Annotated in this window: 25 protein-coding genes and 1 other RNA gene; 11 read left to right on the forward strand and 15 right to left on the reverse strand. The window is 62.0% G+C overall.

From position 1 onward, the window contains the following. Window positions 1-29 precede the first annotated feature (29 nt). From AOC05_RS20270 to AOC05_RS17005, 4 genes are read left to right on the forward strand one after another with little or no spacing between them, the layout of a single operon-like run. Window positions 30-932 carry a polysaccharide deacetylase family protein gene (locus tag AOC05_RS20270; RefSeq protein ID WP_062008595.1) on the forward strand — a complete coding sequence of 301 codons (903 nt, stop codon included), beginning with the start codon at window positions 30-32 and terminating at the stop codon, window positions 930-932. Between the two features lie 35 nt (window positions 933-967). Next, a complete protein-coding gene (locus AOC05_RS16995) occupies window positions 968-1522 on the forward strand; it encodes a dihydrofolate reductase family protein (protein ID WP_062008597.1) in 555 nt (184 codons plus the stop codon). Then, window positions 1519-1926, forward strand: a complete 408-nt coding sequence (locus AOC05_RS17000) for an MmcQ/YjbR family DNA-binding protein (protein ID WP_062008599.1) — start codon at window positions 1519-1521, stop codon at window positions 1924-1926. The genes AOC05_RS16995 and AOC05_RS17000 overlap by 4 nt, the downstream gene beginning before the upstream one ends. Next, window positions 1910-2482 (forward strand): DUF1990 family protein, encoded by a 573-nt coding sequence (locus tag AOC05_RS17005; protein ID WP_062008601.1) that lies wholly within the window; start codon window positions 1910-1912, stop codon window positions 2480-2482. The genes AOC05_RS17000 and AOC05_RS17005 overlap by 17 nt, the downstream gene beginning before the upstream one ends. Before the next feature lie 80 nt (window positions 2483-2562). Here the strand turns inward: AOC05_RS17005 and purL are convergent, their stop codons facing one another. From purL to AOC05_RS17030, 5 genes are all read right to left on the reverse strand, one after another. Then, window positions 2563-4896, reverse strand: coding sequence for a phosphoribosylformylglycinamidine synthase subunit PurL (gene purL / locus AOC05_RS17010; RefSeq protein ID WP_062008604.1), 2334 nt, complete (start codon window positions 4894-4896; stop codon window positions 2563-2565). Continuing rightward, window positions 4897-5649: a phosphoribosylformylglycinamidine synthase subunit PurQ gene (gene purQ, locus AOC05_RS17015; RefSeq protein WP_062008606.1), complete on the reverse strand. Its 753-nt coding sequence runs from the start codon at window positions 5647-5649 to the stop codon at window positions 4897-4899. It abuts the gene before it with no gap. A 2-nt stretch (window positions 5650-5651) separates the two neighbouring features. Next, window positions 5652-5903: a phosphoribosylformylglycinamidine synthase subunit PurS gene (gene purS, locus AOC05_RS17020; protein ID WP_062008608.1), complete on the reverse strand. Its 252-nt coding sequence runs from the start codon at window positions 5901-5903 to the stop codon at window positions 5652-5654. 166 nt (window positions 5904-6069) lie between these two features. Continuing rightward, entirely contained in the window at window positions 6070-7023 is a 954-nt protein-coding gene (locus tag AOC05_RS17025) for a hypothetical protein (RefSeq protein ID WP_062008610.1), read from the reverse strand. Between the two features lie 34 nt (window positions 7024-7057). After that, window positions 7058-7510: a MarR family winged helix-turn-helix transcriptional regulator gene (locus AOC05_RS17030; protein WP_062008611.1), complete on the reverse strand. Its 453-nt coding sequence runs from the start codon at window positions 7508-7510 to the stop codon at window positions 7058-7060. Window positions 7511-7615: 105 nt separating this feature from the next. Between AOC05_RS17030 and AOC05_RS17035 the strand changes: the two genes are divergently transcribed. Both AOC05_RS17035 and AOC05_RS17040 read left to right on the forward strand, forming a co-directional pair. Further along, window positions 7616-7840 carry a hypothetical protein gene (locus tag AOC05_RS17035; RefSeq protein WP_062008613.1) on the forward strand — a complete coding sequence of 75 codons (225 nt, stop codon included), beginning with the start codon at window positions 7616-7618 and terminating at the stop codon, window positions 7838-7840. Between the two features lie 103 nt (window positions 7841-7943). Further along, entirely contained in the window at window positions 7944-8168 is a 225-nt protein-coding gene (locus tag AOC05_RS17040) for a hypothetical protein (RefSeq protein WP_395939506.1), read from the forward strand. Between the two features lie 70 nt (window positions 8169-8238). On the opposite strand, the gene AOC05_RS17045 is transcribed toward AOC05_RS17040, so the two are convergent. The 5 genes from AOC05_RS17045 to AOC05_RS17065 form a co-directional block, all read right to left on the reverse strand. Beyond that, window positions 8239-9723: a gamma-aminobutyraldehyde dehydrogenase gene (locus AOC05_RS17045; protein ID WP_062008616.1), complete on the reverse strand. Its 1485-nt coding sequence runs from the start codon at window positions 9721-9723 to the stop codon at window positions 8239-8241. Further along, the gene (locus tag AOC05_RS17050; protein ID WP_082358051.1) at window positions 9720-10157 is read right to left on the reverse strand and encodes a cupin domain-containing protein; all 438 of its coding nucleotides are present in this window, start codon (window positions 10155-10157) and stop codon (window positions 9720-9722) included. Before AOC05_RS17050 ends, AOC05_RS17045 begins: the two co-directional genes overlap by 4 nt. Next, entirely contained in the window at window positions 10154-11587 is a 1434-nt protein-coding gene (locus tag AOC05_RS17055) for an NAD(P)/FAD-dependent oxidoreductase (protein WP_062008618.1), read from the reverse strand. Before AOC05_RS17055 ends, AOC05_RS17050 begins: the two co-directional genes overlap by 4 nt. Before the next feature lie 75 nt (window positions 11588-11662). Beyond that, on the reverse strand, window positions 11663-12031 hold the full coding sequence (locus AOC05_RS17060) for a DMT family transporter (protein WP_062008620.1): 369 nt from the start codon (window positions 12029-12031) through the stop codon (window positions 11663-11665). Between the two features lie 24 nt (window positions 12032-12055). Next, window positions 12056-13477, reverse strand: coding sequence for an APC family permease (locus AOC05_RS17065; protein WP_062008628.1), 1422 nt, complete (start codon window positions 13475-13477; stop codon window positions 12056-12058). A gap of 197 nt (window positions 13478-13674) precedes the next feature. Here AOC05_RS17065 and AOC05_RS17070 point away from each other — a divergent pair, with 197 nt between their 5' ends. Both AOC05_RS17070 and AOC05_RS17075 read left to right on the forward strand, forming a co-directional pair. Continuing rightward, window positions 13675-15132: an aldehyde dehydrogenase family protein gene (locus AOC05_RS17070; protein ID WP_062009979.1), complete on the forward strand. Its 1458-nt coding sequence runs from the start codon at window positions 13675-13677 to the stop codon at window positions 15130-15132. A gap of 159 nt (window positions 15133-15291) precedes the next feature. Next, entirely contained in the window at window positions 15292-15783 is a 492-nt protein-coding gene (locus AOC05_RS17075) for an Lrp/AsnC family transcriptional regulator (protein ID WP_062008630.1), read from the forward strand. Between the two features lie 7 nt (window positions 15784-15790). Here the strand turns inward: AOC05_RS17075 and AOC05_RS17080 are convergent, their stop codons facing one another. Further along, window positions 15791-17077 carry an aspartate kinase gene (locus AOC05_RS17080; RefSeq protein WP_082358052.1) on the reverse strand — a complete coding sequence of 429 codons (1287 nt, stop codon included), beginning with the start codon at window positions 17075-17077 and terminating at the stop codon, window positions 15791-15793. Between the two features lie 298 nt (window positions 17078-17375). Here AOC05_RS17080 and AOC05_RS17085 point away from each other — a divergent pair, with 298 nt between their 5' ends. Together AOC05_RS17085 and AOC05_RS17090 are read left to right on the forward strand one after the other, a co-directional pair. Further along, entirely contained in the window at window positions 17376-18401 is a 1026-nt protein-coding gene (locus AOC05_RS17085) for an ABC transporter ATP-binding protein (protein WP_082358053.1), read from the forward strand. Continuing rightward, window positions 18398-19579 (forward strand): ABC transporter permease, encoded by a 1182-nt coding sequence (locus AOC05_RS17090; RefSeq protein WP_082358054.1) that lies wholly within the window; start codon window positions 18398-18400, stop codon window positions 19577-19579. The genes AOC05_RS17085 and AOC05_RS17090 overlap by 4 nt, the downstream gene beginning before the upstream one ends. A 112-nt stretch (window positions 19580-19691) precedes the next feature. Here AOC05_RS17090 and ilvD read toward each other — a convergent pair whose 3' ends face one another. After that, window positions 19692-21587: a dihydroxy-acid dehydratase gene (ilvD, locus tag AOC05_RS17095; RefSeq protein WP_062008632.1), complete on the reverse strand. Its 1896-nt coding sequence runs from the start codon at window positions 21585-21587 to the stop codon at window positions 19692-19694. Between the two features lie 77 nt (window positions 21588-21664). On the opposite strand from ilvD, the gene AOC05_RS17100 reads away from it, so the two are divergent. Beyond that, window positions 21665-22498, forward strand: coding sequence for a helix-turn-helix transcriptional regulator (locus AOC05_RS17100; protein WP_062008634.1), 834 nt, complete (start codon window positions 21665-21667; stop codon window positions 22496-22498). A gap of 98 nt (window positions 22499-22596) precedes the next feature. On the opposite strand, the gene recR is transcribed toward AOC05_RS17100, so the two are convergent. The 3 genes from recR to ffs all read right to left on the reverse strand — a co-directional run bounded on the left by recR (window position 22597) and on the right by ffs (window position 26459). After that, entirely contained in the window at window positions 22597-23196 is a 600-nt protein-coding gene (gene recR, locus AOC05_RS17105) for a recombination mediator RecR (RefSeq protein WP_062008636.1), read from the reverse strand. A 55-nt stretch (window positions 23197-23251) separates the two neighbouring features. Continuing rightward, window positions 23252-26293, reverse strand: a complete 3042-nt coding sequence (locus AOC05_RS17110) for a DNA polymerase III subunit gamma and tau (RefSeq protein ID WP_082358055.1) — start codon at window positions 26291-26293, stop codon at window positions 23252-23254. Between the two features lie 70 nt (window positions 26294-26363). Beyond that, an RNA gene (gene ffs, locus AOC05_RS17115) (signal recognition particle sRNA small type) lies at window positions 26364-26459 on the reverse strand. Window positions 26460-26485 lie beyond the last annotated feature (26 nt).

Genomic DNA, 26485 nt, shown 5'->3' on the forward strand with positions numbered 1-26485 from the left:
CGCACTTGCCACCCTGCTAGAAGGATCCCATGCCGCGCCATCTCGACACCAACATGTCCGTGCCCCGGTGGATAATCCTTTCCCTAACGGCAGTTGTTTTGATCGCGATAGGGCTGGGAGTGTGGTGGTTTGCCACATCAAGCACGACGTCGGCTGGCACCGACACGCCATCCCCACCACCGGCGTCGGCTGGGAAAACTGACAGCCCGAGTACCCCGAGTACCCCGGCGACACCGCCGGTAAGCGCCACGCCAACCGCCACGCCGACCCCGGTGCTGAACCCGCTGACGGGGCGGGTGGATACTTTGGATGGGCTGGTGCCGGACTACGTTTTGCCGCCCATCGAAAACGGCATGGTCCCCGTTCTGACCAAGGTTCCCACCGAGCAAAAGGTGGTGTTCCTGACCATCGACGACGGTGCCGTTAAGCGCGACTCGGACTTGGCCCTGCTGGAACAGCACGGCATCAAGGCCTCACTTTTTCTGGCCAATACCTTCATCGCCAACGATCCTGGTTTTTACAAGAAGTACACCGGGGCTGGCCACTTGATTGAGAACCACACCATGTCCCACAGCCTGGGTTTCCTCAAGCTCAGTTACGCTGCACAAAAAGCGGAGATTTGTGCCATGGCCGACTTTGAAGAAAAGCAATACGGCCGCCGTCCGGTCTTCTTCCGGCCCCCGGGCGGCCCGTACAGCCAGGCAACACGGCAGGCCGTCGCCGACTGTGGCATGAAAGCGATTGTGGATTGGGAGGCCAAGGCCAACGCTGGCGGAATGGACTACCAGGTAGGTGCCTCGCTACGCCCGGGGGATATTGTGCTGATGCACTTCCGGCCGGAATTCCCGGCGGACCTGGATGCCTTCCTTGCCGCGCAAAAGGCTGCCGGGTTGAAAGTTGTGCTGCTCGAGGACTATCTGGGCACCAAGTAAGGCAAAATCGGGCCCCGAAAGGTAGCGTTGGTGTCATGACTTCGATCGTGTACAACACTGCGACCACGCTCAACGGCTTCCTTGCCGATGAAAGGAACTCGCTAGCCTGGCTCTTTGCCGTGGACAATGCAGGCGCCCCGGACATGGCGGCGTTCATGGCACGGATTGGTGTCTTCGTTGAGGGCTCCACAACCTACGAGTGGGTCCTCAAGGAAGAGAACCTTGTGGCGGAGCCGCACAAGTGGCAGCAGTTCTACGGGAACCGGCCCACCTTTGTTTTCACCTCCCGCCAGTTATCAATTCCTGAGGGGGCCGATGTCCGGTTCGTCAGTGGTTCAATCGCACACACACTGCCGGCAATACTGGCCGCTGCAGGGGAGAAAGACGTGTGGCTGGTAGGCGGAGGCGAACTTGTTGGCTCATTCCTGGACGTCGGGGCAGTGGATGAGATTGTCCTCAGCGTGGCCCCGGCAGCACTATCGCAGGGGGCGCCGTTGCTGCCGCGGACCATCGGATCCGAACGGCTCACTCTGGACAGTGCCGTAAAATGTGGACAATTCGCGCAACTGACGTATTCGATCAAGAAATGATCCTGACGGCTGAATCGCTACGGGCCGCTGCGCTTACCTTGCCCGGTAGCTATGAGGACTTTCCCTTCGGCCCGGAAACCTCGGTTTTCAAGGTCAAAGCCCCCAGTGGTGACGGTTCCAACAGGATTGGCAAGGTGTTCGCCTTGGGGGATCTGAGCCGGCCAACGCTATCCATCAGCCTCAAGTGTGATCCCATCCTCGCCGCGCAATTGCGGACCGCCAATCCCGGCGTCATACCCGGCTACCACCTGAACAAGCAGCACTGGAACACAGTTGACTGTGCCCTCGTAGAAGGGGGCACGGTCTTGGACATGCTCGAGGACTCCTATGACCTGGTGGTCTCCGGGCTACCTAAAAAACTACAAATTGCCTTGAAATGGAGTGCTGATGTGGACAAAGACTGACAAGGGTGCGCTGAACTATCCGCAGTTGGGACTGACCCGGCTGCTGGCGCTGGAGGCCACAGGATCTGGTATCTGGCCCTACGGCTTTGGACACGTGGACACGCAAATCCGGGTTTCTACCGGTGATGCTGCATTTAGGAAGTTGACCGAAGGCATCATGACCTGGCAGATCCAGCGCCGTTCAGGGCTGCGGGTTTCGGCACCCCCACGTGCCGTTGTGGGCGCCCGGGTTACCAGCGGTTTTGGTGTCGGAAAGCTGCGCCTGCCGATCCCCTGCGAGGTGGTGTGGGCGCTTGAACCCACCGTCGTGGTGCGCGCCGACGGAACCGAGGCGGAGCTTTCCGGGTTCGGCTACGGCACCCTGCCCGGCCACCCCGCACTGGGTGAGGAGGCCTTTTTGGCCATGAAGACTTCCGACGGCGGCGTGTACTTTCGCCTTCTGGCCTTCAGCAAGCCCGCGGGTCTGGTCTTCAAGCTGGGATCTCCGGTGACACGCCTGACCCAGCGGAACGTAACCAAGTCTTACTTGCACGCTGCACGTTCTCTGGCCGCCTAGACAACTAAGTACCAAAAAACGTACACGTTCAGCCAATAATGGATGAAAGTGTACGTTTTTTGGTACTTGTCGCCAAGGTGTCAGCCGAAGTACTTCGGCAGTGTTCCCTCATGTGCAACGCGGAGTTCCTCCAGCGGGGCGCTGAACTGACCCTGCAGATCCAGGGCGCCGCCGGCCGCGTCAACCACACCGATGCGGGCCACCGGGAAGCGGCGGGCCGTGCACATGTCGTTGAAGCGGACTTCTTCGCTGCGGGGCACGGACACAATGGCCCGGCCCTGAGTTTCGGAGAACAGCAGGGTGAAGGTGTCGACGCCGTCTCGTGCGGCAACCTCGTCAAGGGCCACACGGGCACCGGTGTTGAAGCGCAACGCCGACTCCACCAAAGACGCAGCCAAGCCGCCCTCCGAGAGGTCATGTGCAGAGTCGATCATGCCGTCGCGGGAGGCGTTGATCAGGATTTCGCCCAATTCACGCTCGCGTTGCAGGTCAACCTTGGGCGGTAGGCCACCCAAGTGGCCGCGCATGTTGGCCCATTCGGAACCATCCATCTCGGCGGTCGTGGTACCGAGCAGATAGATGGCCTGGCCATCTTCCTGCCAGCCCGATGGTGTGCGGCGGGCGACGTCGTCGAACTTGCCCAGCACGGCAACCACGGGGGTGGGGTGGATGGGGGTGGACCCGGTCTGGTTGTACAGAGAGACGTTGCCGCCGGTGACCGGGATACCCAGCACCATGCAGGCGTCGGAGAGTCCGCGGATCGATTCGGCCAGCTGCCACATGACCTCAGGATCCTCGGGAGAGCCGAAGTTCAGGCAGTCGCTGACGGCCATGGGCACGGCGCCGGAGGTGGCCACGTTGCGGTACGCCTCAGACAGTGCCAACTGTGCACCGTGGTACGGGTCAAGGAAGGTGTAGCGGCCGTTGGCGTCGGTGGCCAGGGCCACACCCAAACCGGTTTCCTCGTCGACACGGATCACGCCGGAGTCGTCCGGGAACGCCATGGCGGTGTTGCCGCCGACGTAGCGGTCGTACTGGTTGGTGATCCAGTCCTTGGAGCACATGTTCGGTGAGGCGATGAGTTCCAGCACAGCGGCCTTCAATCCAGCCGCCGTTGCGGGGCGGCCACCGTCTTGGACAGAGCCGGTGAACGTGTCGGCCTGCAGGGCATCCTGCCATTCCGGGCGTGCGTAGGGGCGGTCGTAGACTGGCCCGTCGTGTGCCACGGTGCGCGGGTCGACGTCGACAATAACTTCGCCGTCCCACTTGATGATCAGGCGGCCGGTGTCGGTGACCTCGCCCAGCCAGGAGTACTCCACAGCCCACTTGTCCATGACAGCCTCAAAGGCTGCAACGTTGGCGGGGGAGACCACAGCCATCATGCGTTCCTGCGACTCGGACATGAGGATTTCGCCCGGGGTCAGGGTGGGATCGCGCAACAGTACGGAGGTCAACTCGACTTCCATGCCGCCGTCGCCGTTGGAGGCCAGCTCGGAGGTGGCGCAGGAAATACCTGCGGCCCCCAAGTCCTGGATGCCTTCAACCAAGGAGCCTTTGAACAGTTCCAGGCAGCACTCGATGAGTACCTTCTCTGCGAAGGGGTCTCCCACCTGGACGGCGGGGCGCTTGGACGGCTTGGAGTCGTCGAAGGACTCCGAGGACAGGATAGAAGCCCCGCCAATGCCGTCTCCGCCGGTCCGTGCACCGAACAAGACCACCTTGTTGCCCTTGCCGGAGGCGTTGGCTAACCGGATGTCCTCGTGGCGCATGACGCCCACTGCGAGGGCGTTCACCAGCGGGTTGCCCTGGTAGACGGAGTCGAAGACCATTTCGCCGCCGATGTTCGGCAGGCCCAGCGAGTTGCCGTAGCCGCCGATCCCGGCGACAGCGCCGTGCATGATGCGGGCGGTGTCGGGGTGGTCGATGGCGCCAAAGCGCAGCGGATCCATCACGGCCACAGGGCGGGCGCCCATGGAGATGATGTCGCGGACAATGCCGCCGATGCCGGTAGCGGCACCCTGGTACGGCTCCACCATGGTGGGGGAGTTGTGGGACTCAATCTTGAACGTGACAGCCCAGCCGTCGCCCAAGTTGGTGACACCGGCATTTTCACCGATGCCCACGAGCAGGTCCTTCTTCATCTCCTCGGTAACCTTCTCGCCAAACTGGCGCAGATGGTTCTTGGAAGACTTGTAGGAGCAGTGTTCGCTCCACATGACCGAGTACATGGCCAGTTCCGCGGCGGTAGGGCGGCGGCCCAAAACCTTCACGACGTCGTCGAACTCATTTTGCTTCAGGCCAAGCTCGGCCCAGGGCAGTTCAACCGCGGGGGTTGCGGCGGCGTTTTCAACGGTGTCGATGTTGAACTTCTTCACGGGCCCTGTGGCCTCGGTGGGGCGCGAGATCTCACTCATTTATTTGTCTCCCAGAAGCGTGTTCAAAACTGAGGTGAAGAAACCCAGACCGTCGGTGCCCGTGTGGCTGGGGCCGTAGCCGGCCTCCACTGCGTGCTCGGGGTGCGGCATCAGGCCCACCACATTGCCGGCGGCGTTGGAAATCCCGGCAATGTCGCGGCGGGAGCCGTTCGGGTTGAGCCCGACGTACCGGAACACGACCAAGTTTTCGGCCTCAAGAGCGTCGAGGGTCTTCTCGTCGGCAATGTACTGGCCATCCTGGTTCTTCAACGGGATGGTGATTTCGGTGCCGGGCGCGTAGGCGTTGGTCCACGCGGTGGTGTTGTTTTCCACGCGCAGCACCTGGTCGCGGCACAGGAACTTCAGGTGGTCGTTCTTGATCATGGAACCGGGTAGAAGGTGAGCCTCGGTGAGGATCTGGAAGCCATTGCAAATACCCAAAACGGGCAGCTTGGCAGCCGAGTTTGCGGCGTCGACAATGCTGGACATCAGCGGCGCAAAGCGGGAGATGGCGCCGGCACGCAGGTAGTCGCCGTAGGAGAATCCGCCGGGGATGATGACGGCGTCCACGTCGCCCAGGCTGGAGTCGCCATGCCAAAGTTCGACGGCGGTGGCACCGGAGGCGCGCACGGCACGGGCCGCGTCGCGGTCGTCAAGGGTCCCGGGGAAGGTGACAACGCCGATGCGGGCTCCTGCCAAACGGGAATCAATTGGGGCCAGGGTGGCCCCGCCAATCAAGGGGGTTTCGCTCATGACTAGTCCGCCACAACTTCCACGTTGACCACATCTTCGATCACCGGGTTGGAGAGCATGGTCGCTGCTGCTTCGCGGGCCTGGGCCAGGATTTCCTCGGTCACCTCGCCGTCAACGGTCAGTTCAAAGCGCTTGCCTTGGCGGACGGCGGAGAACGCGGTGAATCCCAAGCGGGGCAGGGCGCCAACGATGGCTTTCCCCTGGGGGTCAAGGATTTCGGGCTTGAGCATGACGTCGACAACGATCCGGGGCATCCGGTGACTCCTGATTTAAACGAGGGTGGCCACGGATTGCCGTCTTACGCCGTTTTCAGGATCAGGCTAGGGACCTGAAAACCGTTAAAAAGATGCGCTCCGCGAGCTTGCCATCCCATTCTACGCAGTGAATGCAAGGTGCAGGAATTCGCGTGGCGCACATCTCCTATGCGGGTGTCTGGGATGGCTTGGGGTTCCCAGAGACCAGCGCGTCAACAGCCACGCGAAGCCGTTCCCGCAGCACCGCCGATTCCGCGGCAAAGCCCCGCTGGAATTGGACATAGTCGGCCTTGCCTGCGGCCGTCTCAATCCGGATCGGCGGGTACCCCCACTCGGCCAGGTCATAGGGGGAGGCCCGCATGTCCATGTCCCGGACCCGCCAAGACAACTCAAAGCAGTCCATGACCAGTTCGCTGGGCAGCGCCGGGGAAAGTTTGTACGCCCACTTGTACAGGTCCATGTTCGCGTGCAGGCACCCGGGCTGCTCCATGTCTCGCTGGTTCTCCCGCGTGGGCGTCAGCTCGTTGAGGCCGGTGGCCTGCGGCGTGTAAAAGCGGTACGCGTCAAAGTGCGTGCAACGGATCTTGTTATCCTCCACCACGGCGTCCGTGCCGTTGGTGCCGAGCCGCAATTCCAGATACTCGTGCCGGACCTCGTTGGACTGCTGTTTGTACACCATGGCCCACTCGTGCAGCCCAAAGCAGCCAAATTGTGCGGGCCTGGCGGCCGTCCGACCAAGGATGATCTGGGCAAAGTCAACGGCGTCCTTGCGCTGTTCCAGGAACTTTTCCAGATCAAGCACGACGGCGGGACCCTCCGCCGTCTGCCCGCTCGCGGCCCGCTCGGCGTCGTTTGCGGGGCGGTAGAACTTCCAGCCGAGCCGATCGGCGGCGGCGTCGCCGTGCAAGACTGTGCCCGCACCGGGGTGCCATCGCCGCAGCTGGCCCGGCTTTTGGGTGTAATACGTGAACAGGAAATCTTCCACGGGGTGCTTTTGCCCGGACGACCTGCGGGCCAAATATGGCACGGCGTAGCGGTCAACACGTTTCTGGTGTGCCGCCGCCCGGGCCTGCCACGTGGCATGGTCCAAGTGCTGGTGGGGTGTGGCGGCGGCGGTCATGGGATCAATTATCCGGCACTAACTGCTTGGGCGTTTACTTAGGGGCCTCAGCATGGGTGGCGGCGTCGATCAGCGTCATCATGCTGTGGTGCAGGGTAAGGGCTGAATCGCGATCCAAGCCCAGTCGCGCCATCATGGTGCCGGGAACGTTCAGGGCCTTTGCCCGGAGCTCAACTCCGGCGGGGGTCAGGTCAACGGCCAAGGCGCGTTCGTCGCTGGCGCTGCGGTGCCGGGTCACGTAGCCAAGAGCCTCAAGGCGTTTGAGCAGCGGGGAAAGGGTTGCCGATTCCAGCAACAGTGCCGTGCTGATGTCCTTGACCTTGCGGGGGGCCTGCTCCCACAAGGCCAGCATGACCAGATATTGCGGGTGGGTCAGCTGCAGCTCCGCCAGTACAGGCTTGTAAGCGGCGATGACACTGCGCGAGGCCACGCTGAGGCCAAAGCAGAGCTGGCGTTCCAGCAAGAGGTCATTGTCGAGGGCAGTCACAGGGAAACTCCTACACAAGAGTGGGTCACACAAACAATTAGTTAGTGCACTAACATAGAGGCTACTATGAATTTATTGCCACCGAGAAGATACTAGGAAAACTCCATGTCTGACGAGCGTTTTGTTCACCGGCTCATGCGCTTTACCGGCCATTTGCGAGCCATTCTTGGTCCGGCCAACAGCAGCCCGTTGGATCATGAGATGACAGCCGAGAACAAGGCCCTGTTGACGGCGCAACAGGCGGTCACGAACCAGTGGGCCACGGTGACGCGGGCTGACGGAACCACCTACCTGGTCCCCAAGGACGCGAACGACCAGTCCCTGCGGTAGCCAGACTGATTACATTTCCGCGGGCCTTTGTGGCCCCCGCGGCGTAAGATGGGGAAAAGAACTTCACGCGATTCCCGGTATAAACCGGTATAAAGAGGTGTTGATGATGGCAAACGATGAAAAATTCGTCAACAAGTTCATGCATGCCACCGACCATCTTCGCAAGGTCTTTGGACCGGCCGATCAAGGCGATATGGATTCCCCGGTGGTGCATCGCCATGACGCGATTGAAGACGAAAGCGAAGAACAGCTCTCGCAAATCGAGGAACATACCGACTCGGGCGGGCACCACTACGCCGTCAAGAAAACAGACCAGACGGGGGCTTAGGGAATAAAAGAGAAGCGGTGATCGAGCACCAGGCTCGATCACCGCTTCTTTGTGTCGCAATGTGCGGGGGTTACCGCTGCTTGAAGACCGTGTTCTGCCATTCCTTGTGGATATCAGTGTCGTGGGAGATGAGCACGTGCTTGACGTTGGTGTATTCCTCGAATGAGTAGGAACTCATGTCCTTGCCGAAACCGGAGGACTTGAAACCGCCGTGTGGCATCTCCGAAACAATCGGAATGTGCTCGTTTATCCACACACAGCCGGCTTCAATTTCAGCGCCGGCACGCATGGCCAGGTGCACGTTGCTGGTCCACGCCGAGGCGGCAAGCCCGAAGGCGGAATCGTTGGCCAAGGCAATCGCCTGGTCCTCCGTCTCGAAGGGCAGCACAACAAGAACCGGGCCAAAAATTTCATCCTGCACAATTTCACTGTCCTGGGCGGCACCCACGATCAGTGTTGGGCGGTAGAAGGCCCCGGCCAGATCCGGTGCACCACCACCGGTCAGGACCGTGGCACCAGCGGCCACCGCACGGTCAACCATCGAGGCGACCTTGGTGCGGTGGGCTTGTGAGATTAGCGATCCCATGTCGGTGTCTTCCAACAAGGGGTCACCCACCACCATAGTTTCCATGAGGGCGGCGACCCTGGCGGTGAATGCCCCAAAGAGCGAGGAGTGCACATAGGCGCGGGTTGCCGCAGTGCAGTCTTGGCCTGCGTTGATGGTGGATCCAGCCACTGCCCCATGGGCCGCGGCTTCCACATCGGCATCCTGGAAGACAATCAAGGGCGCTTTCCCGCCAAGCTCAAGGTGGACACGCTTGCCGGATTCGGCAGCCATCGCCATGACCCTGCGGCCCACGGCCGTGGAGCCGGTGAAGGAGCTCATCTTCACCAGGGGGTGCCTGACCAGTGCCTCGCCCACTTCCTGACCGGAACCAACCACCACGTTGATGACACCGTCAGGGAGGCCCGCTTCAGAGGCGATTTGAGCAAAGAGCAAGGAGGTGCCGGGGGTGAGTTCGCTGGGTTTGAGGACAATGGTGTTTCCGGCGGCAATGGCCGGCAGGACCTTCCAGGCCGCCATCTGCAACGGATAGTTCCATGGGGCGATGGAACCGATGACCCCAATGGCTTCGCGCCGGACCATGGAGGTGGACTTTCCTGCATAGTCACCTGCGGCAAGGCCCTGGAGATGACGGGCCGCACCGGCAAAGAAATTCACATTGTCAATGGTCCCCGGTATGTCAAATCCGCTGGACAGGCGCGCTGTCTTTCCAGTTTGGGCGGTCTCCATCGCGGCAAGCTCATCCGCGCGGGCGGTCAGCGCAACCGCAAAATTCAGCAGATGCTCCGACCTTTCGCCCGGTGTCAGGCTGGACCATGCGGGGAAGGCAGAGGCGGCCGCCTGCACTGCGTCGTTGAGGTCCCGGATGCTTGCGTAGTCGACCTCTTCCGCTATTGCTCCGGTGGCGGGATTCACCCGCGGAAACGATCCGCCCGTGCCGGTCCTGTAGGAACCGTTGATGAATTGGTGCCCATGGCTAAAGGCTGTCATGACTGGGTTCCTTCACTGGGTGTGCGCCCCGAAGGGCAACTGGGTGTGACATAGACCTTGCGCAAGGTCTCGGTGATGGTCCATGCGGTCTTCATGCCTTCGCTCAGTCGCATCAAGGTTCCCGGGCCCAGCTCAACGCGCTTCTCTGCCAGGCTACCAAAGGGCTCGATGACCACGTGGCCGCGGCCGGCAGTGACGACGAATATCTCGTCGGCCTCGACGTCGAACATGGTTCCTGTGCTCATCTCCCAGACCCCAAAATCGATGCCGCCCAGGGAACCGAGGCCCACAGCACCGGTGGTCGGATGGCCGCCGCCGTCCTGCTCCAGCGGAACAGGTTCATGCAAGAGTCCCAGCACTACGACGTCGACTATTTTTCCGCCGGCTAAATCTGGTGATGATGCGGGGCTTTCATGCCCGGTAGATGCACTCATGAGTCAAACCCCATTCCAACTGCGTCCATCGTCTTCAGGAAGAGTCCACGCTTTCCCTGATTCCGGTCGGACCTGGCCAATTCGCTGGTCATCATCTTGACCCCGGCCCAGGCCCCGGGCTCCGGAGGGAACGGGAGGGGCTTCTTCTTGACCATTTCCAGTTCGGTGCGCTGGGTACTCTTGCCCGACAGCAGGTCCAGGAGCACATTGGCTGCGAATCGCGTTGCCCCCACACCTAGTCCGGTGAACCCGGCCGTGTAGGCCACCCGACCGCCATGGGAGCTGTCGAAGAAGGAGAAGAATCGGCTGCAGGAATCGACGGCACCACCCCAGGCGTGGGAGAACTTCATGCCCTGCAGTTGCGGGAATGTGAAGTAAAAGTGGGCTACGAGCTTCCTGAACGTTTCCGGGTTCTGGTCATATTCCGGCTTGACCTTACCGCCGTAGTAGTACTCCGCGTCGTATCCGCCAAAGAGTATGCGCACGGCGCCGGTGGCGTCCCGGGTCGTACGGTAGTAGTGGAAGCGGTTGTTCAGATCCGCCAGGCCCTGCCGGTCCTCCCAGCCAAGGGAGAGGAATTGTTCCTCGGTGAGCGGCTCGGTCATCACTGCGTAGTCGTAAACCGGGATGGTGAACAGCCGATGGCGCTTGAGAAGGGAAGGAAACACATTCGTGGCCAGCGCCACACGGTCTGCTTTGATCGAGCCGGCGGTGGTGCCGACAATGATGTGGCCCTTGGCGTCCTGAAGTGTTGTGGCATGGGTGTGCTCAAAAATCCGGACGCCCTTTTCCAGGCAAACGCGGCGCAGTCCCCACGCCAGCTTGGCGGGGTTGAGCATGGCTGTTCCTGCACGATCCCAAAGCGCGGCCTGATATACCGGAGAGTGGACGCTGGCCTGAGCTTCCTCGCGGTTCAGGAAGACCAGCTCCGGGTAGCGTGCGGCTTCCTCCTGCAACCACTTGACCTGGTGTTCCTCGGTGGCCAGTTTCAGCACGCCGGAGGGGGTGTACTCGCAATCGATGTTGTAACGTTCCACCGTGGCAGCCAGCTCGCGCAGATTTTCCAGGCCCAGCTCGCGTAGCAGGTCATTTTCCTCTGGCAGGTGCTGACGCCCGTTGGACTCACCATGCACCAATGAGGCCTCGCAGAACCCCCCATTGCGGCCCGATGCGGCCCAGCCGATACTCTGGCTTTCCACCAGTATGACGGACCGATGCGGGTCGCGTTCCTTCGCCATCAACGCCGTCCACAGCCCGGAGTATCCGCCTCCCACGACCAGTAGCTCGGTTTCGACCTGACCCTCCAATGCTGGCAGGGCCTGGGGCCGGTCGAGATCATCCAACCAGTAGGGGACGGTGCTGGCCCCTTGTAGGGCTGCGTCGAGGACGGAGGCTTCGTAGGCTTCTGCCACGTTTTCATAGATGCTCATGTTGTTCTTTCATTTTTGTCACTCACGGTGCGGACGGATGTGTTGCCAGGGCCGTCCGCACCGTCTGTAAGGATTTCAGCTGTGTGGCTGGTGTTCCGACCCGCTTATTTCAATTGGTGCGGCAGCGGGCGCCGCACCAAGGTTGATCATCGCCACACCGGCGGCCGTCAGCAGGATTCCTGCAATTTGTACCGCGGTGAGGCGCTCGGAAAACAAGGCGACCCCAATAAGGGCGATGGCAACCGTTCCTGCCGCCGACCAAATCGCATAAGCCATGCTCAGTGGCACGTATTTGAGTACCAGACTGAGAAGGTAGAAAGAGACGACATAACCAAGAACCGTGCCGATGCTGGCCCAGGGTTTGGTAAAACCGGCGGACACCTTCAATAGCGTTGTGGCCACGATTTCGGCTGCGATTGCCGCGGCGAGCAGGAACCAGTGCATCAGTGTTTCCCTTTGCCCCGGGTCCTAGACATCCGCTGAATCACGTTCGGCCGCTTTACGTGCGTCGCTCTTCTTGACGAAAACCCAAATCACGACACCCGCGGCGAGCACGCCCAGTGCAATGGCCAGTTCCTTGAATCCTCCGTACCCGGTGACGGAGAAACCGGTTGCGCCGACAATCAGGATCAGCACCATGAACCCGGTCAGGGCGATCGACAGTGGGACGAAGAAGGAAGGGAGCCTAATGGGGCGGGTGGCGTTTGGGCGGTCCTTGCGCAGCACGAAGAAGCCGGAGACTGCAAAGATATGGGTGAGGATGTAGCCGAGGTTGCCGGTCACGATGATGGCCAGCGGCGATTGCAGAACCACCAGCACCACAATGTTCAGCACCAACATCACATTTAGCGCACGCAGCGGGACGCCGCGCTTGTTCAACTTACCCACGGAGCGGATGGTGATGCCGGACTTGCCCATGTTGAACAACACGCGGGATGCGTCTGCCACAGAGGTGGTCATGATCAGCAGCAGCGAGGCGATCAGGCACAAGACCATGATGTCCGACGCCCCACCCACCAATGAACCAAAGCTTGCCACGAAGAATGTTGCAGGGTTTTCCGCGATGGCGGCCTCGCCGGCATAGCCGCCGAGGGTGATGGGGATGAGGAAGAAGACGCCCAGGCAGAAGAGCACTGCGGCCTTGATGGCCTTGGTGGTGTCCTTGACCGAGTCCTTGTATTCCGGTGCAAAGGTGGCACACACCTCAATGCCGAAAGTGGTCCAAGCCATGATGTAGAGCCAAACCAGGGCCTTGTGCAGTCCGGCCATGCCGTGCAGGTTCCAAGTCAGCTCCGCGGGTGCCCAGTCACTGCTGAACAGCGGCAGGACGATGAACGCGAAGAGCGGAATCATCAGGATCCCGGCCGTGATGTAGACAAAAGCCATGGTCATGCGCACGCCAATGATGTTGATCAGGTACATGAACAAGATCACGCCAATCCCAATGACAATCGGCAGACTCAACGAGATGGGGCCCACGTGGACCACCCAGGTTGAATCGGGGAACCACTGGGCCTGGATCAGTGCACCGGTGATGGCGCCGTAAGTGGCTAGGTTGGTTCCCCACGGGAACCAATAGCCCACACTGGCCAGTGGCGCCACCCAGGGCGCACGCTTCTTCCAAGCTTCCGCGGCGTAGTGGGTGATACCGCCGGAGGATTCCGGGAACATGGTTGCCAGCTCCGTGTAAATCCAGTTCACGCCCATGGCGAGCAGCATGGAGACGGCCCAGAGGAATGCCGCACCCCAACCGCCAAGGTCCGCAATCGAGGCGCCTAGTGTTGCAATGAGCGCCGCCGGCATGGTCATCGACATGGCGAACCCGTCGAACCATCGCATCTTTTTGGGTAATTGTTCCGTGCTCTCGGGGAGCGTCAACTGCTCAGACATTCATGCCTCTCCAAATCGGTGATCGTTGTTAGGACAAGTAGTAGACTGTCAAGTTTGTTGAGAAAGTCAATAGATGAGCTCATATTTGTATTTAGAACAAGAAATCTAAGAAAAATGGTGTTGACGTTAATGATAACCCAGCTATAGTGATCTACATCATCATCGGACGATTTCATCTTGAAAGGTTTTTTGATTCCATGACTGTTGTAACGGTGCCCACACGCACACAGTTATTCATTGCCGGAGAGTATTCAGATGGAAGCGGGCAGGAAAGCTATGACGTCACCAGCCCGTCCACCGGAGAATTCATCGCCTCTATCCCAGTCCCCACCGAAGCGGACCTGGACCTGGCTGTAGCAAAGGCCCACGAAGCCAAGGGTTCCTGGCAGAAGTTGGGCGTCTTCAAGCGCGCAGAAATCTGCCACAAGATCGCGGATGCGCTGGAGGCCCGAGTCGACGAGCTTGCCCGTATTCAGTCCACCGAGCAGGGCAAGCCGCTGGCTGAGTCGATAGCCGACGTCAAGGAGGCCGCGCAGCTCTTCCACCTGCACGCCGAAGATGCCATCCGTCTCAATGGCGAAACCATCCCCTCTTCCGACACGGACAAGCGCATGTTCACTTTCCGTGCCGCAGTTGGTGTCTGGGGCATCATTACGCCCTGGAACTTCCCCTTGCTCATGTTCGCGGAGTTCGTTGCTCCCGGTCTGGCCACGGGCAACGCCCACGTTGTAAAGCCCCCGGCAAACACGGCACTCACCGTCCTGGCCGCCATGGAGTGTCTCGTTGAGGCGGGCCTGCCTGCCGGGCTCGTCTCCATCCTTCCCGGCGAAGGCGACTTCGGTGCCAAGCTGGTTTCCCATGATGGCATTGACGCCATCGGTTTCATCGGCTCCTCCGCCACGGCGGCGAAGATCCAGAAGACTGCAGGTCTGAAGCGGTCCATCATGGAGTGCTCCGGCAACGGCCCCGTGGTGGTACTAGCCGACGCCGACCTCAAACGCGCTGCCAAGGCCGCAGTTGATGGCACCTACTTCTGCGCCGGCCAGGTCTGCTGCGCCACCGAGCGCGTCATTGTTCACAAAGACATTCACGAAGCGTTCGTCAAGGAGGTCCTGGAATACGCCAAGGCCACCGTCAAACTGGGTGACCCCTTCGCCGAGAGCACCAACCTTGGCCCGTTGAACAATGAGCTTGTTGCCGTCAAAATGGACGCCCATATGGCGGACGCCCGCGAACGCGGTCTGGACATCCTCATGGGCGGCCAGCGCAGTCCGGATTTCCCCACGAACCTCTACTACGAATTCACTGTTGTAGACAACGTGAGCGAAGAGAGTCTGCTGGGCCGCGAAGAGTCCTTCGGCCCCGTGCTGCCAATCATTGTTGGTCAGGATGACGACGATATCCTACGCATCGCCAATGCTGATTCCCTGGGGCTGCAGGGTGCCGTCTTCACCCAGAGCATGAAGGCTGCCTACCGCTTTATGGAGGAGTTGGAGGTTGGCCAGGTTGTGGTTAACGATTCCAACGGCTGGTGGGATATCAACATGCCGTTCGGCGGGGCTGGCGGCAAGGGCACCGGGTGGGGCCGCATCGGCGGCGTCCACACCCTGCTCGATATGACCGACCTCCGCACGGGTGTTATTCACCTCAGCTAAGGTAGTAAATAGGTCTCCGGCTGTGGCGATACGGAAGTATCTCCACAGCCGGACCCACTTAAAATTAAGAGTCGGCAGTGCCGGGCCAGCCACCGACCAGGTGGCTGCGTCCACCATCGATGTGATCGGCACTGGCAGACGTTGCACAGAAGGAATCCGATGACCGAACTCGATGACATTGACCGCCAGCTCATTGCTGCACTACAGCTCAATGGCCGTAAATCCTTCAAGGAGATAGCTGAGGAAACAGGCATTCCCGCATCATCTGTTCGCTACCGTGTGCAGCGTCTGGAGGAATCGGGGACGCTTCAGATCGTGGGAATCGCCAACCCGCTCTCAATCGGCTTTGACCGCCTGGCCTTGATCGGCGTGCGCTGCGCACCGGGGATGGCAAGAAGTGTCTGCAAGGACCTGGCCGCGCTAACCGAGTCCAGCTACGTGGTATTGACCACGGGCACCTACGACGTCATGGTGGAGGTCGTGTGCCGGGACCTGGCACACTACACGGAACTGCTCTATGACCGCCTGCAACTTATCGACGGCGTCAGCGTCACCGAGACCTTCTTCGTTCTCGAAGCGCACAAACTGGCTTACGGCTGGGGTGTGGGAACCGCCCCCGCCCCAGGGACGGTCCACACCACCATCCAGTAGCCGGCGCCTATCGCCCGGTGCCGCCGTACACAGTTGCCTCGGCGTCGCCGTCGAGCCCGAAAGCCTGATGGACGGCGCGAACAGCCACGTCCAAGAGGTCTGCGCGCGTGACCACCGAGATGCGGATCTCGGAGGTGGAGATCAAGTCAATGTTCACCCCGGCGTCGGAAAGCGCCTGGAAGAAACGGTAGGAAACACCCGGGTTGGAGCGCATGCCGGCGCCTATGAGCGAGAGCTTGCCGATCTTGTCATCGTAGATCAGGTCCTCGAAGCCAACCTCGGCCTGCTGGGATCGCAGGGCGTCCAAGGCGTCTTCACCCTCGACCATGGGCAGCGTGAAGGAGATGTCGGTCTTCCCGGAACCCTTCGTGGAGATGTTCTGCACAATCATGTCAATATTGGAATGTGCGCCGGCAATGATGCCAAAGATCATCGCAGCCTTGCCGGGGATGTCCGGCACACCAACAACTGTCACTTTTGCTTCGGATCGGTCGTGGGCCACGCCGGAGATTATTGGCTGCTCCAAGGCAACTCCCTCTGAGATCTTGATTTTGTCGTCCGGACTGGGCAAAACCCAGGTCCCTTCATTGTCGCTAAACGAGGACCGCACATGGATGGGCAGGCCAAACCGGCGGGCGTACTCCACACAGCGCAAGTGTAGGATCTTGGCGCCGGAAGCAGCCATCTCCAACATTTCTTCACTGGAGATCTTGCTGATCTTTTGGGCGTTGGGGACAACCCGGGGATCGGCAGTGTAGATACCGTCAACATCGGTGTAAATCTCGCACACATCGGCGTTCAGCGCCGCAGCCAGGGCAACAGCTGTGGTGTCGGAGCCGCCGCGGCCCATGGTGGTGATCTCATGCGTGGTGCGGCTCATGCCCTGAAAACCGGCCACGATGGCGACTTTGCCTTTGTCCAGGGCGGTGCGTACACGGTGCGGGTCCACATCGATGATCCGCGCTTTTCCGTGGATGCCGTCGGTGATCATGCCGGCCTGGCTGCCGGTGAAGGATTGGGCCACACCGCCTAGGGCGCTGATGGCCATGGCCAGCAGGGCCATGGAAATTCGTTCACCGGCTGTCATGAGCATATCCAGCTCGCGGGCCGGCGGGTGCTCGGAAACCTGTGCAGCCAGATCCAACAGTTCGTCGGTGGTGTCTCCCATGGCGGATACCACCACGACCACCTCGTGGCCGTCATTTTGTGTTTGAACCACGCGGCGGGCAACACGAAGAATGCCCGCGGCATTCGACACGGAGGATCCGCCATATTTTTGGACGATCAAGCTCATGGGTGCACACTCATCGGCTAACCTAACGCAACATCTGGAGATGACTTTTGAGAATTTTCGCTGCCGTTCGCGCGGACCGCCACGGCGGGCGCACCTGTGCGGCATCATCAGCGCGGAAGGCAGTTGAGGCAAGTTTAGCCCGGAGCCTCTCCCAAGATGGAATTCTGGCGTCCACATGACGGACACTTCCGCCGTCGGGCTTCAGGGGAAAGATCCGACGCCGGATGAGGACTTTCGCGTCCGGCCCGCCATAGGCTGTTCCCAAGTCCGCGATTGCGGCCCATAGGGGAGGGAATCCATGACCGAGCACCAACCACCCAGCCAGGACCCACCAGCGAACCGTGGCGGCCCGCCGGCGGCCGTGCCGCGGCGCAATGATGGTGGCGCCGGGGCTCCGCCGGAACCATTCACGGGGCTGTCCGCCACCGGGCTGTCTCGCAGCTTTGGTGCGGTGCACGCCGTCGTACGGATGGATTTACACGCACCAGCCGGCCAGGTCACAGCCCTCATTGGGCCCAATGGTTCCGGCAAGACCACGCTGCTATTGATGCTGGCCTCGTTGCTGGCCCCAGATACCGGCAGCATCAGTGTGATGGGCGTTGACCCGGTGAAAAATCCGGCCGCGGCCAGGGCAAAAATTGGCTGGATGCCAGACACCTTGGGTGTCTGGGAGGCGCTGACAGCCCGGGAAATTCTTTCGACTTTGGCCAGGTTCTATCATTTGCCGAAGGCCGCTATTCCGGGGCGCGTCACCGAGTTGCTGGAACGGGTGAAGCTGACCGATCTGGCCGACCAGAAGGCAAGGGTGCTCTCGCGTGGGCAGCAGCAACGACTCAGTTTGGCTCGGGCCCTCATTCACGATCCCGAGGTCCTGCTGCTGGATGAGCCAGCGTCCGGACTTGACCCGGGATCGCGGATTGCCTTGCGCGGCATCCTGCGTGAGCTTGCTGCAGAGGGTAAGGCCATTGTGGTGTCCTCGCACGTTCTGGCGGAGCTTGATGAGATCGCGGACGGCGCAGTGTTCGTTAACAAGGGGCAGAGCGTGTTGACGCAGTCTGTGGCGCAAGCCGTTGGCCAGAGCCGCAAGTACTCCATTGCTGCGTTGGATGCGGCAGATCTGGCTTCGGGCCTTGCCGCCTTGAGAGTGCCATATACGGAAGGTGTCGGCCGGGGCCCCTCCGTTAACGTCAACGTTGGTTCCACGCTCGAAGCAAGCAAACTCTTGCGTGAACTGATTACCGCCGGTGTGGCGGTGCACGACTTTGGCCCCGCCGCGGGCGCCTTGGAAGAGACCTATATGAGCATGGAGAGTGAACAGCCATGACCGCACTGGCGAACAATCCCGCACCGCCTTCCGGGCCGCGACCTGGCGTGCAAGGTAGATTTAGTCGCTACGTTGACGGTATCCGCGCAGTGGTTGGAATGGAGCTGCGCCAGCGGCTGCGCTCCCGAGGCTGGTACATCATGCTGGCCATCTGGTTTGGGCTCATCTGGTTGGTCACGGCTCTGACCTGGATGAGCTGGAAGGCGCAGGAACAGTCCCGCCTGTCGTGGGAACCCGGGTTTGTGGGCACTGGCCCGGGAACGCTGATTTTTGAGATAGTCATGGCCTTTGTGCTGCTGTTTGGTCTACTGGTGGCCCCCGCCTTCTCAGCCAACGCCATCAGCGGGGACCGCTCTGCCGGGACCCTGGCCATCATGCAGGTGACACTGCTGCGCTCCGGTCAACTCCTCTGGGGCAAGTTCATCGCCTCCTGGATTGTCGCCCTGGCCTTCCTTGCGGCGAGTGCACCGGCCCTGATTTACGGGATCGCCCAGGGCGGTTTGGGTGCGGGCTACATCCTGGTTGCCTTGCTCATGCTGGGCATTGAATTGGGGGTGGCTTGTGCCCTGGGAGTGGGTATTTCTGCGGTCGTCAACCGGCCACTGTTCTCCATTGTGGTCACCTATCTAGTGGTTGCAGTGTTGACTTTTGGCACGCTGATCGCTTTTGGCCTGGGGGCCTCGGTCAGCAACGGCACTGTGCAGGCCAACCAGGTCCACTACAAGACTACGGGCGTGGGTGGGGATCCCGGGGACTACCCGGTCCCACCCGCCAAGGACATTACGGACGAAAACGCCGAGTACGCCTGCTACGGCCCGCTGCAAAGCAGGCCGGTGACGCGTACTGAACCGGTGGCATGGCTGCTGGCTATGAATCCCTTTATGGTGGTTGCAGATTCCATTCCCTACCCGGACAGGAAAACCCAGGAACGGACCTACTCCTCGACGGGCCTATTTGAGACCATCAGCCAGGCCGCCCGCCAAGCGCAGGCTGGCCCCGACGCAACGTACCAGTGCGCCGGGGGCAAGGTTGCGCCGTCGCAGATTGAGCAAAATCTGCCGCTCTGGCCGCTCGGGCTGGGACTACAACTGCTGGTGTCGGCCGGAATCCTGGCCCTAGGCTGGCGGGACCTGCGCACACCGGCCGGAAAATTACCCAAGGGAACTCGCGTGGCGTAGCGGTGGGTTGCCCTGAAACGCCGAGAACGGGGTCAAGCCGCGAGAACGGTGGGTTAAACCACCGTTCTCGCGGCTTGACCCCGTTCTCGGTGAGGCTGGGGCGGTGCGCTACTTAGGAGACGGTCACCGCGGTCCGCGGGGCGCGCATCAGGACCACATCTTCGGGCACCTTGCGGATGGCGCCCTTGTCGGCGCTGGTGGCCATGGCGGCGTAGGCCTTCAACGCGGCGGAGACCTCGCGCTGGCGGCCCACAGGCTGGTAGCCGGTGGTGGACTCGAGCAGCTCGCGCCGCTCATCCAGCTCCACCGGGTCCACCAAAAGTTCCATGGAACGGTTGGGGATGTCGATGCGGATGATGTCACCGTTCCGCACCAGGGCGATGGTGCCCCCGGCTGCTGCCTCGGGGGAGACGTGTCCGATCGACAGGCCTGAGGTACCTCCGGAGAAGCGCCCGTCCGTGATCAGTGCGCAGACCTTGCCCAGCTTCAGGCCCTTTAGGAAGGACGTGGGGTAGAGCATTTCCTGCATGCCGGGGCCGCCGCGCGGGCCTTCGTAACGGATGACCACCACGTCGCCGGCCTTGACGCTCTTGGACAGGATCTTCTCCACCGCCTCGTCCTGGGATTCGCAGACCACGGCCGGGCCCTGGAACGTCCAAATGGACTCGTCCACGCCGGCGGTTTTCACGACGGCGCCGTCGGGGGCGATGTTGCCGCGTAACACGGCAAGGCCGCCGTCCTTGGAGAAGGAGTGTTCAACGTCGCGCAGGCAGCCTTCGGCGGAGTCGGTGTCCAGCGAGGTCCACTCGGCCGACTGTGAGAAGGCGGTGGAGGAACGCTGTCCGCCCGGGGCCGCAGTCCACAGGGCCTGCGCCGCCTCGGTGGCCTTGCCGCCGCGGATATCCCAGTCGTCCAGCCAGCCGGTGAGGTCCCTGGAGTGGACCGAGTTGACGTTGGTGTGCAGCAGCCCACCGCGGTTCAGCTCGCCCAGCAGTGCGGGGATGCCGCCGGCACGGTGCACATCCTCCATGTAGAACGTCTTGTCGCCGGCCACGTTCGGGGCCACCTTGGCCAGGCACGGCACCACGCGCGACTTGGCGTCAATGTCGTCCAGGTCGTACTTCAGACCGGCCTCTTGTGCCGCGGCGAGCAGGTGCAAGATGGTGTTCGTGGAGCCGCCCATGGCGATGTCCAAGGCCATGGCGTTGTCGAACGCCTCAAAGCTGGCGATCGAGCGCGGCAGCACCGATTCGTCGTCATCCTCGTAGTAGCGCTTGGCGATCTCCACGGCGGTGGCGCCGGCGCGCTCGTACAGCTCCTTGCGCGCGGTGTGCGTTGCCAGCAGTGAGCCGTTACCCGGCAGGGACAGGCCGATAGCCTCGGTCAGGCAGTTCATCGAGTTGGCCGTGAACATGCCGGAGCAGGAGCCGCAGGTGGGGCAGGCGTTCGCCTCGATCAGGTCGATGTCGGCGTCGGAGATCGAATCATCGACGGCGTCGGAAATGGCGTTGACCAAATCCAGTGTGCGGATGGAACCGTCGGTCATGGTGACGCGGCCAGCTTCCATGGGCCCGCCGGAAACAAAGACGGTGGGGATGTTCAGGCGCAGCGCGGCCATGAGCATGCCGGGGGTGATCTTGTCGCAGTTCGAGATGCACACCAGCACGTCGGCGCAGTGGGCGTTGACCATATACTCGACGGAATCGGCAATCAGGTCGCGCGAGGGCAGCGAATACAGCATGCCGCCGTGGCCCATGGCGATGCCGTCGTCCACGGCGATCGTGTTGAATTCGCGGGCCACTGCACCGGCGGCGTGGATGGCGTCGGAGACAATGCGGCCAACCGGGGCGAGGTGTGTGTGGCCCGGGACGAACTCGGTGAAGGAATTGGCGACGGCGACGATCGGCTTTCCAATGTCGGCCTGGGCAACGCCGGAGGCCATCATGAGGGCGCGGGCGCCAGCCATGTTGCGGCCGTGGGTGACTGTGCGTGAACGTAAGGGAGGCATGAAAACAGTTAACCAGCTGGGAGGCAGCTGAGGAAGACGGTCTCACTACTAGTAGTGACAGTGCTAGTTTTGATGGCATGAATGAAGAGCGACGGCGTGAGCTGGGCCAGTTTCTCCGCGGACGCCGCGCGGGGCTGATCCGGGCGGATCAGGGCCTGCCCCCCATCGGACGCAGCCGCGTCCTGGGGTTGCGGAGGGAGGAGGTCGCCGCCTTCGCGGCGGTGAGCGTCACCTGGTACACCTGGTTGGAGCAGGGGCGTGACATCAACGCCTCCCGTCAGGTGCTCGAGTCCATCGGGCGAGTGTTGCGCCTGAGCCCCGCCGAACAGTCCTATGTGCTGGCATTGGGCGGCCATGCGGCCGTCCCGGCGGCGGACATGGCCGCTATTGGTGCAGCTCCGGCGCACCTGCAGGCCCTGCTGGAGGCTTGGGACTTTCCGGCGTTTGCCGTGGCACCTGACTGGGGGATTGCCGGCTGGAACAACGCCTACGCCTGCCTATATTCGCGCATTGCAGCCATCGACCCCACGGAGCGGAACCTGCTGTGGCTGATTTTCACCGATCCGGCGCTACGCGAGATGCTGCCGGACTGGGAGGAGACTAGCCGGCATTTTGTGGCCGAGTTCCGGGCCGAGGCGGGCCCGCGACTCGGTTCGGACGCGCACAAGGCACTGGTGGCCAGACTGTCCGAAGCCAGCGCGGAGTTCGCCAGGATTTGGGCTGATCGCGATGTGGAGGGTTTTGCCTCCCGGCAGCGGGTATTTGTGCACCCGAAGGTGGGAGAGCTGGTTTTTGAACACCACAGACTGGTGCCCTCGGACGCCCCGGGGCTGCACTTTGTGCTCTACTTGCCCACGCCGGGCACGCCCACCAGGGAACGGCTGGCAGAACTGGCGCCGGAAACGCCCTGATCGTCCTAAACGGCTGACCCCGCCCCGAACCCCGCCCCGAACGTACAGTAGTTGTTGATGTTGCCACGGCACATCAACAACTACTGTACGTTCGATTTTTACGTCAGGGCGTTGCGGCGGCCCTCAAAGGCGCGACCCAGGGTGACCTCGTCGGCGTATTCCAAGTCGCCTCCGACCGGCAGGCCGGAAGCCAGACGGGTCACAGTTATGCCAATGGTTTTCAGCATCCGGGACAGGTAGGTGGCTGTCGCCTCGCCCTCGAGGTTGGGGTCTGTGGCGATAATGATCTCCTGGATTTGACTGTCGTTCAAGCGGGTGAGTAGTTCGCGGATGCGCAGCTGGTCCGGGCCGATCCCGGCGATCGGGTTGATGGCTCCTCCCAGCACGTGGTATCGGCCCCGGAAGGCGCGGGTGCGTTCCACAGCCAGCACGTCCTTGGACTCCTCGACGACGCAAATGACCGTGGGGTCGCGGCGGTCGTCGCGGCAGATGTTGCACAGTTCCATCTCGGTGACGTTGCCGCAGACCGTGCAGAACTTCACACGTTCCTTCACCGTGATGATGGCGCGAACCAGCCGCTGCATGTCCTCGGTGTCGGCTTCCAGAATGTGGAAGGCGAGCCGCTGGGCGGACTTGGGACCGATTCCCGGCAGGCGTCCCAGCTCGTCAATGAGCTCCTGAACTGCTCCCTCGTACACAATGGCTCATCTCTGTTGGTTCTAAAAGTAATGGAAAATCGCCCGGTTGCAGGCGTTAGTTGCTGCCGTTGAGCGGGCGTTCCTCGATCAGGGCCCCGCCCAAAATGCGCTCCACGGCGGCTTGACCCACCACACCGGATTCCTCGATGGTGACATCGTCGGGGCTCGGGACGTCCTGTACATAAGGGGTGTCGGCGGCCCTCAACGGCGCCTGCACCCGTCCGGCCTGGGCTTCGGGGCTGTTGGACAGGCGCTGGTACATGCTCATTTTCGCGCCACCGTCACCGTCACCGGGGGTTGCCGGCTGGGCGGTGTCAATGCTCGACGCCGGTTCAACCGACACCGCTGGCTCCGCTTTTTGCTTGGGCGCACTAGTCGTGGTTCCGCTGGTGACCACTGGCACTATCTCCGGCAGTGGCGCAGGGCTGGGGGCTTCAACGGCCGGAGCCTGGCTGGAGTGCCCCGAGGGCGAATCTGCCGGCTGGGCCCAATCCGGCGCGTTGGAGGGAGCCCCCCAACCCGGATCTGCCACACGGTTGCGTGAGGCACCTCCCAAGGAGACGCCCCAGTCCTGCGGTGCGTCCTGGGTGCTTTCCTGCCCGCTTCCGGACTGCTGGGCTTGCTGGGCCAAGAGTTGGCTACGTCGCGGGGTGGCCGTTTCAGCGGCAACCGGCGCGCTTTGGGCTGCGGGTTCCACCGGAATGTCCCACCCCGTGGTCCACGCTGAAATGGGGGATACCATGGGCCGGTACGGGGCAGCTTCCGGCACAGCTTCGGGGGTTTGGATCGCTACCTGCGTAGCGTCGGGAGCCGCCGGGGCGTGCCGCAGTTCTGGTTCGGGTACCCAGTCGTCGTGGGGAGGTTCCTCATCCCAGGACGGTTCTTCCGGGATGGGGCCGGACCACTCCGACGCCGGGATGGTGCGGCGGGCGGCTGCTTCGGAGGCGACAGGTGAACTGATGGCATCGTCGGCCGTGGGTTCCCTAACAGGGGAAGGAACCGCTACCACTAGAGCTGCATTTGGAGCCGCTACCACTGGAACGGTGGCTGGAGCTGGAGTGCCTTCAGGACCGATGAACCCCTGGGCTTTGGCCGGCTCTCCTATGGATGGCACTCCTGCGGGATGGCCCGGCCCAGGACTGGGTGGGCGGGAGTCAGCCAGTCCTTTTGGGTTTGGCTCAGCGCTCGTTCCGGTTGACGGTGCGTCGCCGGTAATCGGGTCAAGCTGGCAGCTGATGCCCAAAGTTGCGTGGATGGCCTGGCGAAGGTTGTCCGCATGGCCGCCATTTTCAAAAGCCTGGATAAGTGCAGTGGTGGGCAGGGCAACGCGCAGGGCCTGGCCGTCGAATGCGCGGGGCACCACATTTTGGTTCACCATGGCCCATGACACCTTGCGGATGTTGCTCAAGTTGCCAAGAATTTCAGGCCATGCGCGGCGAATCACTTCGATCCCTGAGGAACCGGCGCCTGCCTGCGGCGTTTGAGACTGTGGTGCTGGTGCTGGTGCTGGTGCTGGTGCCGGAGCCTGAGGTGCTGATGCAGGGGGCTGTGAGGGTTGCTCTCGCTGGGCTTGCGGTGCCTGTTCGGCGGTGGCCTGTTCAGCGTTGGACTGTTCGGCGTTGGACTGTTCGGCCGTGGACGGCTGGGCGGGCGGGTCCAACTCGGTTGCCGCAGATGGCACGGGCGCAACTGTGGGCAGATCGTCCCACGTGGGGACGGGGCCCGCTTCCTCCAGGTGGCGGCTGGCCACTTGCGCTCCCGCTGTTTCCTTGGCCTTGGCCAGCTGGGCGCGCACTGCCGCCAGCCCACCACCCTGGGCAACGGGGGCAGCGCTGGTGGGGAACGACGTCGGACTCGCGGCGGTCGGTGCTGGCGCCACGGGCATTGCAGTAGACGTAGGTGCTTGCGTCAGAGCAGCGGAAGTGACGCCGTAGTTCAGGCGACGCTCCATGGCATCGAGCCGCGCGGCCAGGCCCCGGGCTGAGGCGTCGGCACCGGGCAGCAACAGGCGTGCGCCCAATAGTTCCAGGTGCAGCCGAGGGGAAGTGGCCCCTGTCATCTCGTTGAACGCAGAGTTGGTGACATCTGCCGCGCGCGAAAGTTCGGCGGCGCCGAGCTGGGCTGCCTGCGTCTGCATGCGGGCGATGAGTTCATCTGGGGTCCCGCGCAAAATGGCGTGTGCGCTTTCCGGCATGGCGTGGACAATGATGAGGTCTCGGAAACGTTCCAGCAGGTCTTCGACAAAGCGCCGGGGGTCATGTCCTGTCTGGATGACCCGGTCCACTGACTTGAAGACCGTGGCGGAGTCGGCCGCGGCCAGGGCCTCCACGACGTCGTCGAGCAGTGAGGCGTGCGTGTAGCCAAGAAGGTCTACTGCAAGTTCGTAGTCCAGGCCCGCAGCACCGGCTCCGGCCATGAGCTGGTCCAAGACCGACAGCGAGTCACGAACCGAGCCACCGCCAGCGCGGATCACCAGGGAAAGGACGCCGGGAGCGACCGGCACATTCTCCATTGTGCACAACTGTGCCAAATAAGCCATGAGTGGTTCGGGCGGCACCAGACGGAAAGGGTAGTGGTGGGTGCGCGAACGGATGGTGCCAATGACCTTGTCAGGCTCCGTGGTGGCAAAGATGAACTTGATATGCTCCGGCGGCTCCTCAACAATTTTCAGCAGCGCATTGAAGCCGGCGGACGTGACCATGTGGGCCTCGTCGATAATGAAGATTTTGTAGCGGTCCCTGATGGGGGCAAAAGTGGCGCGTTCGCGCAGATCGCGCGCATCGTCAACACCGCCATGGCTGGCAGCGTCAATCTCAATGACATCCAGTGAGCCGGGGCCGCCGCGGGCGAGCTCAACGCAGCTGTCGCAGCTTCCACAAGGATGGGAAGTGGGGCCTTTGGCGCAGTTCAGGCAGCGGGCTAAAATGCGTGCCGAGGTGGTCTTACCGCAGCCGCGGGGGCCGGAAAAAAGATAGGCGTGGTTGACTCGGTTCTTATCCAGGGCTGCCATCAAGGGGGCGGTGACATGCTCCTGGCCGATCACGTCCGCAAACGAATCGGGGCGGTATCGGCGATAAAGGGCTGTTGGTGCGCTCACAAGTAAAACCCTATCTAATCCGCCTGACAAAATGCCGGACAATGCCGCAGAGTGGGCAAATCTGGGGAAAAGTAAAGACCCCCCATGCACCCGCCAGAGCCCGCTTACCCTTGCTACCTTCCGGTCCTGGGGGAGTTCACAGGGTGACGCCACATGAGGGGCCGTCAAACAGCTTACCTGACTGGGAGGGGA

The organism is Arthrobacter alpinus, from assembly GCF_001294625.1.
In the GTDB taxonomy this organism is placed as follows: domain Bacteria; phylum Actinomycetota; class Actinomycetes; order Actinomycetales; family Micrococcaceae; genus Specibacter; species Specibacter alpinus_A.